Annotated in this window: 9 protein-coding genes; 6 read left to right on the top strand and 3 right to left on the bottom strand. The window is 66.8% G+C overall.

All coding sequences use genetic code 11. The features are described 5' to 3' along the window. Positions 1 to 10: 10 nt before the first annotated feature. The 6 genes from hutG (at position 11) to AC1RMD_RS17215 (ending at position 8,293) form a co-directional block, all read left to right on the top strand. Positions 11 to 799, top strand: coding sequence for an N-formylglutamate deformylase (hutG, locus tag AC1RMD_RS17240; protein WP_492927911.1), 789 nt, complete (start codon positions 11 to 13; stop codon positions 797 to 799). After that, a complete protein-coding gene (locus AC1RMD_RS17235) occupies positions 796 to 2,184 on the top strand; it encodes a formimidoylglutamate deiminase (RefSeq protein ID WP_492927910.1) in 1,389 nt (462 codons plus the stop codon). Before hutG ends, AC1RMD_RS17235 begins: the two co-directional genes overlap by 4 nt. After that, positions 2,181 to 2,756: a HutD/Ves family protein gene (locus tag AC1RMD_RS17230; protein ID WP_492927909.1), complete on the top strand. Its 576-nt coding sequence runs from the start codon at positions 2,181 to 2,183 to the stop codon at positions 2,754 to 2,756. Before AC1RMD_RS17235 ends, AC1RMD_RS17230 begins: the two co-directional genes overlap by 4 nt. 14 nt (positions 2,757 to 2,770) lie before the next feature. After that, a complete protein-coding gene (hutI, locus tag AC1RMD_RS17225; RefSeq protein ID WP_492927908.1) occupies positions 2,771 to 3,982 on the top strand; it encodes an imidazolonepropionase in 1,212 nt (403 codons plus the stop codon). Positions 3,983 to 4,066: 84 nt separating this feature from the next. After that, a complete protein-coding gene (locus AC1RMD_RS17220; RefSeq protein WP_492927907.1) occupies positions 4,067 to 6,724 on the top strand; it encodes a zinc-dependent metalloprotease in 2,658 nt (885 codons plus the stop codon). Positions 6,725 to 6,763: 39 nt separating this feature from the next. Further along, a complete protein-coding gene (locus AC1RMD_RS17215) occupies positions 6,764 to 8,293 on the top strand; it encodes a glycine betaine ABC transporter substrate-binding protein (protein ID WP_492927906.1) in 1,530 nt (509 codons plus the stop codon). Here AC1RMD_RS17215 and AC1RMD_RS17210 read toward each other — a convergent pair. From AC1RMD_RS17210 to AC1RMD_RS17200, 3 genes are all read right to left on the bottom strand, one after another. Then, positions 8,279 to 8,455, bottom strand: a complete 177-nt coding sequence (locus AC1RMD_RS17210) for a hypothetical protein (RefSeq protein WP_492927905.1) — start codon at positions 8,453 to 8,455, stop codon at positions 8,279 to 8,281. The genes AC1RMD_RS17215 and AC1RMD_RS17210 overlap by 15 nt on opposite strands. A gap of 66 nt (positions 8,456 to 8,521) precedes the next feature. Continuing rightward, positions 8,522 to 9,013, bottom strand: coding sequence for a GNAT family N-acetyltransferase (locus AC1RMD_RS17205; protein WP_492927904.1), 492 nt, complete (start codon positions 9,011 to 9,013; stop codon positions 8,522 to 8,524). Next, positions 9,013 to 9,933, bottom strand: coding sequence for a DMT family transporter (locus tag AC1RMD_RS17200; protein ID WP_492927903.1), 921 nt, complete (start codon positions 9,931 to 9,933; stop codon positions 9,013 to 9,015). The genes AC1RMD_RS17205 and AC1RMD_RS17200 overlap by 1 nt, the downstream gene beginning before the upstream one ends. Between the last annotated feature and the right edge of the window lie 81 nt (positions 9,934 to 10,014).

Below are 10,014 nucleotides of genomic sequence, written 5' to 3'. Positions count from 1 at the left end.
AGGAGGCGTCATGGACTATCAGTTCAAAGCAGGCAGTATTCCCTTGCTGGTGTCCATGCCGCACGTGGGCACCGATATTCCCGACGACGTGGCGGCGGCGATGACGCCGGCCGCCGTCGACAAGCAGGACACGGACTGGCACCTGGTGCGCCTGTACGAGTTCCTCGGCGAGATGGGGGCGTCGACGCTGTCGGCGCGCTGGTCGCGCTACGTCATCGATTTGAACCGGCCGCCGGAAAACACCAACCTGTATCCGGGCCAGGATACGACCGGCCTGTGCCCGGTCGATACCTTCCATCGCGAGCCGCTGTACCGCGAAGGCCATACGCCAAACGAGGCCGAAGTACAGCGCCGCCTGGCCGCCTACTGGAAGCCATATCACGATCAACTGCGCGCGGAGCTGGACCGGCTGCTGGCGCTGCACGGCCGCGTGGTGCTGTGGGACGCGCATTCGATCGCGTCGGTGGTGCCGCGCTTCTTCGAGGGCAAGCTGCCGGACCTGAACTTCGGCACCGCCGACGGCAAGAGCTGCGCGCAAGGCCTGAGCGACGCCATCGTCGCGCGCGCACAGGCGCAGCAGCAGTTCAGCGTGGCGGTCAACGGCCGCTTCAAGGGCGGGCACATCACCCGTCACTACGGCCAGCCGGCCAGCAATGTGCACGCGATCCAGCTGGAGATGTGCCAGTCGACCTACATGGATGAGGAAGCGCCGTACGGCTACCGCGCGGACCGCGCGCAGCAGATACAAGGCGTGTTGCAGCAAATGACGCAGGCCGCCGCCGACTGGGGGCGCGCATGAACCGGCTGTTCGCGCGCAACGCGCTGCTGCCGGAGGGCTGGCGCAAGGATGTGCTGGTCGAGTGGGACGCCAACGGCACCATCGTCCGGGTGGATGCCGGCGTGGTGGCGCCGGCCGGCGCGCAGCTGATCGCGCCGGTGGTGGAGTACGCCTTGCCGGGCATGATCAACCTGCATTCGCACAGCTTCCAGCGGGCGCTGGGCGGGCGCACGGAAAAGGCCGGCGATGCAGTTGGCAACATCAAGGACAGCTTCTGGACCTGGCGCGACCTGATGTACCGCTTCGCGCGCAACATCACGCCCGAGCACATCGAGGCCATTGCGGCTCAGCTGTTTTCGGAGTGCCTGCGCCACGGCTACACGTCGATGTGCGAGTTCCACTACGTGCAGCGCGCGCCGGACGGCGCCATGTATCCACGCCCGGCGGAAACGGCCGAGCGTGTCATCGCCGCCGCACGTTTGGCGGGAATCGGCATCACCATGCTGCCAGTGCTGTATAGTTATTCCGGCTTCGGCGAAAGCGCCTTGAAGCCGGAGCAACAGCGCTTCAAGACCGATCCGCAGGATGTGCTGCGGGTGATCGAGGCGCTCGAGCCCCTGCGCGATGGACAAACCGAAGTGGGCGTGGCGCCGCATTCGCTGCGCGCGGCCTCGGTGGCGCAGATTAACGAGGTGCTGGTGACGCTGCCGGACGACCGTCCGGTGCACATCCACATCGCGGAACAGAAGCAGGAAGTGCAGCAGTCGCTGGACTGGAGCGGACGCCGCCCGGTGCAGTGGTTGCTGGACCAGGTGGAAGTCGATCGACGCTGGTGCCTGATCCACGCGACGCACCTGATGCGCGACGAGGTGGACAACATCGCGCGGAGCGGCGCCGTGGCGGGGCTGTGTCCGACCACGGAGGCCAACCTGGGCGACGGCCTGTTCCCGCTGGAGGAGTTCCTGGCGGCGGGCGGACGGTTCGGCATCGGCAGCGACAGCCATATTTCGCAAAGCGCGGTGGAAGAACTGCGCTGGCTGGAATACGGCCAGCGCCTGCAACACCAGCGCCGCAATATCGCGGTGTCGGCGCAGCAGCGCAATGTCGGCGACTTCCTGTGGCAGGGCGCCTTGCTCGGCGGCGCGCAGGCCAGCGGTCGGCGGGTGGGCGCGTTGGCGCCGGGCCGCCGCGCCGATATGATCGTGCTGGACGACCAGCACCCGAATCTGTATGGATTGGCGCTGGACGAGGTGCTCGGCAGCTTCGTCTTCTGCGGCAATGACAATCTGGTCAAGGACGTTATGGTCGGCGGCCAGTGGGTAGTACGCAATCAGCAGCACGTTGCGCAGCAGGCGATCGCTGCGCGCTTCAAGCAGACCTTGGCCGAACTGAGGGAGTTCCGATGACCCAGCTGATCCAGTATGCAAGCCTGCGGCCCGCGCCGTGGAAAAACGGCGGCGGCAGCACGACGGAAATCGCCGTCGCTCCGATCGGCGCCGGCTTCGATGAATTCGACTGGCGCGTCAGCCTGGCGACCATCTCGCAGAGCGGGCCTTTTTCCAGCTTCCCCGGCATCGACCGTTCGCTGGCGCTGGTCGACGGCGACGGCGTGCTGCTGGATTTCGGCGACGAGCGCTTTGTGCTCAGCCCCAGCGAACCGCTGATCGAGTTCGACGGCGAGGCGGCGGTGCACGCCACCGTCACCGGCAGCCAGACCACCGACTTCAACGTGATGACACGGCGCGGCCGTTGCCGCCACCGGCTGGAGTCGTGCGCGGTAAGCGGCGCCGAGCAGCTCAAGCGCCGCAGCGGCACCACGCTGCTGTTCCTGGCCGACGGCGAAAGCCTGACAGTGAGCAGCGCGCGCGAACGCATCGCCATGGTGCGCTACGACCTGCTGGTGCTGGAGGCGGAAGAAGAGTGGTCGATGGAAGCCCAGCGCGCGACGGTATTCGTGGTCGACATCATCAACAATTAAAGAAAGTAGCAAGCATGTGGGATGTGTTGTTTACGAACGTGCATCTGGCCACGATGGCCGATGGTTACGGTGAAATCCGCGATGCCGCCATCGCCGTCAAGGACGGCAAGATCGCGTGGCTGGGGCCGCAGGCCGGGATGCCGCCGGACGTGCTGGCCGTCACCGTGCACGATGGCGGCGGCTGCTGGCTGACGCCGGGCCTGATCGACTGTCATACCCACATCGTCCACGCCGGCAACCGCAGCGACGAATTCGAGGCGCGCCTCAACGGCGCCACCTACGAAGACATCGCCCGCGCCGGCGGCGGCATCATGTCCACCGTGCGCGCCACCCGCGCCGCGTCGGAGGACGAGCTGCTGCGGCAAAGCCTGCCGCGCGTGTGCAGCCTGTTGGCCGAAGGCGTGACCACGCTGGAAATCAAGTCCGGCTACGGCCTGACGCTGGAATCGGAAGCCAATATGCTGCGCGTGGCGCGCCGCATCGGCCGCGAGCTGCCGGTCGGCGTCGCCGCCACCTTCCTCGGCGCGCACGCCTTGCCGCCGGAGTTCGCCGGCCGCGCCGACGCCTACATCACCGCAGTATGCGCGATGATCGCGCCGCTGGCCGCCGAAGGCCTGGTCGACGCGGTGGACGCCTTCTGCGAACGCATCGGCTTCTCGCACGAGCAGACCGAGCGCGTGTTCCAGGCTGCGCGCGCGCAGGGCCTGCCGGTCAAGCTGCACGCGGAGCAGTTGTCCGACCAGCGCGGCGCCGAGCTGGTGGCGCGCTACCAGGGCTTGTCCGCCGACCATCTCGAACACCTGACCGACGCCGGCATCGCGGCGATGGCCGCCGCCGGCACCGTGGCGGTGCTGCTGCCCGGCGCCTACTACTTTTTGCGCGACACCACGCCGCCGCCGGTGGCCGCGATGCGCGCCGCCGGCGTGGCGATGGCGGTGGCCACCGACTGCAATCCCGGCACCTCGCCGATGACGTCACTGCTGCTGGCGATGAATATGGTCTGCACCCTGTGGCGTCTGACGCCGCTGGAGGCGCTGGCCGGCTGCACCTTGCACGCCGCCCGCGCGCTGGGCCGCGAACAGCAGATCGGCAGCCTGGAAGTGGGCAAGCGCGCCGACTTCGCGCTGTGGCGCATCGCCCGTCCGGCCGACCTGTCGTACGCCATCGGCCTCAATCCCTGCCGGGGCGTGGTCAATGCCGGCGTGTTGCGTTCGCCGCATGTTTAGAGCGCAGCCTCTGGAAATTCTGTTTCGTTAGTTGTTGTTTCGGTTACAGTACCGGGATGCCTCTTCTAACGTAACAGGATATCCATGTCTGTCTTGAACTCTCTCCGCGCCGCCGTCTTGCTGACGCTCGGCGCGCAGGCGCTGGCCCAGGAGCCGGTGCCGCCCACGCCCGTACCCCACGCACCGGAAGTCCCGGTAGTCGCCACGACGCCTTTGCAGCCAGCCTCCGTTCCGGCGCCGGCCGCCGCTCCGGCAGCCGCGCCCAAGCCCTACGCCGAGGTGGTGCGCGGCGCCGCCCATGTGCAGGGCTTCCTGAACCTGTACCAGAAGGAGGAGAAGGTCTGGATCGAGCTGCGGCCCGACCAGTTCGACCGGCCGATCTTCATGACCGTGAACATGCCGAACGGGATAGGCGAACGCGGTATCTATGGCAGCCAGATGGGCCTGAGCAAGGTGGTGGTGTTCCACCGCGTCGGCAACCTGGTGCAGATGATCGCCAAGAACACCCGCCACGGCGCCAAGCCCGGCACGCCGCAGGCGCTGGCGGTGTCGCAAGCCTTCTCCGACAGCTTGCTGGCGATCGCGCCGGTGGCCAGCGGCCCGCATCCGCAGAGCCGCGCGATCCTGGTGGAGGCGAACATCCTGCTGTTCGGCGATATTCCAAGTTTCACGACCCGGCTGGAGGCCGCCTTCCGCATGCCGTATGCGATGGACGCGCGCAACAGCAGCTTCCAGACCATCCGTTCCGACGAGTCCATGACCGGCCTGCAGGTCAACGCCCACTTCTTCGTGCCGCGCATCGCGGCGCCGCCGCTGGTGATGCCGACCACGCCGGTGGCGGTCGCCATGCCGCCGACCACGCTGCCGGACCCGCGCAGCATGTTCCTCGGTTTTTACTACAGCTTCATGCCGCTGCCGGCGCAGCCCATGCATGGCCGCCTGGCGGACGACCGCGTCGGCCATTTTGTCAACACCATGCACGACTACTCCGACGACGTGACGCCGACCACCGCCGTGCACCTGATCAGCCGCTGGCGCCTGGAGAAGCAGGACCCGGCGCAGGCGCTGTCGGAACCCAAGCAGCCCATCGTCTACTGGCTCGACGCGAACATCCCCGAGAAGTACCGCGAGTCGGTCAAGCAGGGCGTCCTGGCCTGGAACGAGGCGTTTGAGCGCATCGGCTTCAAGAACGCCATCGTCGCCCGGCAGCAGGGCGAGAAGGACCGCTTCGATACGATGGATGCGCGGCATGCGTCGGTGCGCTGGTTCGTCGGCAGCGATGTCGGCTTCGCCATCGGGCCGCGCCAGGTCGATCCGCGCAGCGGCGAGATCCTCGATGCGGACATCGGCATGTCCGACATCTTCGCGCGCGGCGCGCGCCGCATGATCGGCGAGGACAGCATGCCGCTGCAGGATGCGCTGGCGACGCCGGGACAGGAAGCGCGCTGCGACTACTTGCTGGAGTCGGCGTCCGAGATGGGCTTCGCCATGGGCCTGCTGGAGGCGCGCGGCGAACTGGAAATGGGCAGCCCGGAGGCGGACGCGGTGGCGCAAGCCTATGTGCGCTCGGTGGTGATGCACGAGATCGGGCACACGCTGGGCTTGCGGCACAACTTCCGTTCGTCGACCATCTACAGCATGAAGCAGTTGCAGGACCCGGAGTTCACCAGGAAGAACGGCCTGGCCGGATCGGTGATGGACTACACGCCGTTCAACCTGTCGCTCAAGGGCGAGAAGCAGGGCGAGTATGTGACGTCGACGCTGGGGCCTTACGATTACTGGGCCATCGAGTACGCCTACAAGCCGCTCGAAGCGGCGCAGGAGAAGGAAGAACTGGCGAAGATCGCCGCGCGCTCGAACGAGCCGCTGCTGGCCTTCGGCACCGACCAGGATGCGGGCGGCTTCAATTCCGATCCCGATGTGAACGTGTTCGACCTGGGCAGCGATCCGCTGGCCTATTTCCAGCGCCGCCTGACGATCTCGCGCGAGCTGTGGGACCGCCTGCAAAACCGCACGCTGAAACCGGGCGAAAGCTATGACACGCTGCGCCGCAGTTTCGACTACGGCTTCCAGCAGTTCGCGCGCACCATGCCGGTGGTGGTCAAGTACGTGGGCGGCGTGACCTATCTGCGCGACCACGCCGGCACCGGCCGCGCCACCTTCACGCCGGTGCCGTTGCCGCGCCAGCGGGCCGCCTTGCAGATGCTGACCAACAGCCTGTTCAAGTCGGACAGCTTCCAGTTCTCGCCGGCGATGATCAGCCGTCTGGGATCGGACCATTTTGAGTCGCGTGGACGGGCCGACGTGTCGGTCAGCGGCCGCGTGCTGTCCTTGCAGTCCGGCGCGCTGGACCAGCTGATGTCCGACCTGGTGGCGGTGCGCCTGCTCGATTCGCAGGAAAAGCTGGACGACCGCAAGCAGGCGCTCAGCCTCGACGAGTTGTACACCACCGTGCAGGACGCGGTGTGGAGCGAGCTAAAAACCGGCAAGGACATCAACGGCATGCGCCGCAATCTGCAGCGCGAGCATTTGAAGCGCCTGACCGCGATCCTGCTGCGCTCTTCGCCCATCACGCCGGCCGATGCGCGCAGCCTGCAACGCGAGAACGCGCTGGCGCTGCAACGCGATATCCGCGGCGCGATGGCGAAGCCGATGAGCCGCGAGGCCAAGGCGCACCTGTCGGAGTCGTATGAAACGCTGAGCCAGGCCTTGAAGGCGGCCATGTTGCGCGCGGGCGCTTGATGGTAAGCTCTCTGGATTGACCATCATTTCGGAGAGCGTGTGCAAGGACGATTGCTAGTTTTGCTGGCCCTGTTGTGGGCCGGCGCGGCGGGTGCCGCGTCGGCCGATACGCTGCACGTGGGGTCGAAGCGGTTCACCGAATCCTATATTTTGGGCGAGGTGCTGGCGCAGAGCGCGGCCCCGCACACAAAAGTAGAGCATCTGCAAGGACTGGGCAATACCGCCATCGTGCTGGCGGCCTTGCAGGCCGGCCGCATCGACGTCTATCCCGAGTACCTCGGCACCATCGACCTGGAAATCCTCAAGCACCCGCAGGCCGCGCCGCTGGAGCAGATCCGCCGCGAGCTGGCGCCCATGGGGCTGGGCGTGGCGGTGCCGCTGGGCTTCAACAACACCTACGCGCTGGCGATGCGCGGCGGGCCGGACGGGCTGACGAAACTCAGCGAGCTGGCCGCGCAGCCGCGCTTGCGCTTCGGCCTGTCGCACGAATTCATCGGCCGCGCCGACGGCTGGCCGGGCCTGGCCAAGCGCTACGGCCTGCCGCAGCAACCGGAAGGACTGGACCACGGCATCGCCTACGAGGGCCTGATGCAACGCCAGGTCGACGTGATCGACATCTACTCCACCGACGCCAAGATCCGCCAGTATGGCTTGCGCGTGCTGGAGGACGACCGCGCCTACTTCCCGCGCTACGACGCGGTGCTGCTGTACCGGCTCGATGCGGCCGAGCGCTTCCCGGCCGCGTGGAAGGCGATCACGCAACTGGAGGGCCGCATCAGCGCGGCCGACATGATCGCGATGAACGCCGCCGCCGAAATCGACGGCCAGAATTTCGCCGGGGTGGCGCGCGACTGGCTGGCCGCGCACCAGCCGCTGGCCGCCGGGACGCCATCCGCCGATGCCGGCAAGGCCGCGCAAGCGGCGCCGCTGCGCGACGGCCTGCTGGCCAAGCTCTTCGACAAGAACCTGTGGCCGCTGACGCGCCAGCATGTGACGCTGGTGTTGGTGGCGGTGCTGCTGGCCTGCGTGGTCGGCATTCCGCTGGGTGTGCTGGCGGCGGCGTTTCCGCGCCTGCGGCAGGTGGTGCTGGGATTGACGGGCGTGCTGCAAACGGTGCCCTCGCTGGCCTTGCTGGCGCTGCTGATACCCTTGCTGGGCGTGATAGGCACGGCGCCGGCGCTGGTGGCGCTGGTGGTGTATGCGCTGCTGCCGATCGTGCGCAACACCTGCACCGGCTTGTTGCAGGTGCCGCCCGGTTTGCGGTTGGCGGCGCAGGCGCTGGGCCTGCGGCCGATGCAGCGGCTGGTGCATGTCGAGCTGCCGCTGGCCGTGCCGGTGATCCTGGCCGGCGTGAAAACGGCGGCGGTGATGAGCGTGGGGACGGCGACCATCGCCGCCTTCATCGGCGCCGGCGGCTACGGCGAACGCATCACCATCGGCCTGGCGCTGAACGATAACGCCATGCTGCTGGCCGGGGCGATACCGGCGGCGTTGCTGGCGCTGCTGACGCAGGCCGCGTTCGAGCTGCTGGAGCGGCTGGCCAGCCGCGCGCCGTCACAGCGAGTGTAGTTTGGAGCGCAGCAGCACCATTTCCTTGTGCAGCAGGCGCTCGGCGAGGAAATCGTTCTCGCGCTGGGCGGCGATGGCTTCCAGCGCCTGCGTGTGGCGCTCCAGCCGGGCGCGCAGCCAGGCTTTGTAGACGGCGGTGGCCAGGGGCGGCAATTTGGGCATGACTGTCTCCTGCGATAGGTTCGACATTCATTCTGCAAGCATGACTACGCCATGCTTTGCGCTATATCAAGCCCTTTGAGACATATGCGTCAGCGCCTCGCCGGTGACGCGGCAGATGCGCCATTCCGGCAGCAGCGAGGCGCCCATGCTTTCGTACAGCTTGATGGCGTTGCTGTTCCAGTCCAGCACCGACCATTCGAAGCGGCCGCAATCGCGTTCCACCGCCAGTTGCGCCAGCGCCACCAGCATCTGCTTGCCGTAGCCCTTGCCGCGCGCGCTCTGCCTGACGTACAAGTCTTCCAGGTACAGGCCCTTCTTGCACAGGAAGGTGGAGAAGTTGTGGAAGAACAGCGTGAAGGTGACGACTTCGCCGTCGGTCTCGCCGACTAGCGCTTCGCACACCGGCCTGTCGCAGAACAGGCTGTCGTGCAGCATGGTTTCGTTGGCGACGACCATGTGTTCCAGTTTTTCAAATACCGCCAATTCGACAATCATGCTGAATATGGCGGCGACGTCTGCCGGCTGGGCCGGGCGTATGGTCAGGTTGGAAGTGCTCATTAGGCCTCTACAGTGCTTGGTGTGGTGGAAGGGGAATCGGATTGCAGCGCCCAGGCGACGCTGGACAGGCACAAAATCATGCCGGCCCATTGCAGCGGTCCGGGGCGGAAGTGCTCCAGCTGGATCGACAGCAGCACGGATATGACCGGCGTGACCACGCCGATGTACACCGCCTTGTGCGAGCCGATGCGGTGGATCAGCGTGAAGTAGGCGGCGAACGCGATCACCGAGCCGAACAGCGACAGGTAGAGCAGTCCGCCCCAGTAGGGCAGGCCGGCCGGCACGGTGAAGGACTGGCCGCTGACCACCACCCACAGCGCCACCAGCAGGCTGCCCCACAGCATCGACCAGGCCATCGTCAGCAGCACGTTGGACGATTGCTCGCGCACCTTGATCACCACCACGTTGCCGACCGAGCTGGCGATGGTGGCGGTCAGCGCCAGGCCCAGGCCGAGCAGGAAGTGACCGTTGCCGCCGGACATGATTTCGGTCCAGGCGCCGCGGATCGACTGGAAAAACAGCAGCGTGACGCCGCAGATGGCGACCGCGCCGGCGCTCCAGGTGCGCCAGCTGACCGAGGTGCCGAAGGCCATGCGGTTGAGGATGGGGTTCCAGAACACCATCAGCGCGAACAGCACGGCGACCAGGCCGGAGACCAGGTATTGCTCGGAACTGTAGGTGCAGATGTAGCTCAGGCCGAAGGTGGCGCAGCCTTGCAGGAACATCCAGCGCTGGGTGCGCCAGGGCATCAGCAGCTTGTCGCCGCGCACCAGGCACCAGGCGAACAGCACCGCCGCCGACAGTGCGAAACGGTAGACCACCGACACGGCGGGCGCGACTTCGCCCAGTTGCAGCGTGATGGCGAAGAAAGTGGAGCCCCAGATCAGGCAGGCAATGATGAACAGGAGTGGTGAGGACATCGAACGAGTATAGCCGCCCCGGCGATTCCTTGCCTAGTAGCCATGATTTTGTTGCGGCGCAACAGATCGGCGGATTTGTCG

The sequence above is a fragment of the Duganella sp. GW822-FHT06D06 genome, assembly GCF_058799615.1.
The sequence above is the reverse complement of the archived record's forward strand: the minus strand, read 5'-3'. Positions and strand labels throughout refer to the sequence as shown.

Excerpts from the sequence above, each read along its gene's own strand:
- AC1RMD_RS17220 (WP_492927907.1), top strand. The coding sequence starts at position 4,067 with ATGTCTGTCTTGAACTCTCTCCGCGCCGCCGTCTTGCTGACGCTCGGC.
- hutI (WP_492927908.1), top strand. The coding sequence starts at position 2,771 with ATGTGGGATGTGTTGTTTACGAACGTGCATCTGGCCACGATGGCCGAT.
- hutG (WP_492927911.1), top strand. The coding sequence starts at position 11 with ATGGACTATCAGTTCAAAGCAGGCAGTATTCCCTTGCTGGTGTCCATG.
- AC1RMD_RS17200 (WP_492927903.1), bottom strand. The coding sequence starts at position 9,933 with ATGTCCTCACCACTCCTGTTCATCATTGCCTGCCTGATCTGGGGCTCC.
- AC1RMD_RS17205 (WP_492927904.1), bottom strand. The coding sequence starts at position 9,013 with ATGAGCACTTCCAACCTGACCATACGCCCGGCCCAGCCGGCAGACGTC.
- AC1RMD_RS17235 (WP_492927910.1), top strand. The coding sequence starts at position 796 with ATGAACCGGCTGTTCGCGCGCAACGCGCTGCTGCCGGAGGGCTGGCGC.
- AC1RMD_RS17230 (WP_492927909.1), top strand. The coding sequence starts at position 2,181 with ATGACCCAGCTGATCCAGTATGCAAGCCTGCGGCCCGCGCCGTGGAAA.
- AC1RMD_RS17210 (WP_492927905.1), bottom strand. The coding sequence starts at position 8,455 with ATGCCCAAATTGCCGCCCCTGGCCACCGCCGTCTACAAAGCCTGGCTG.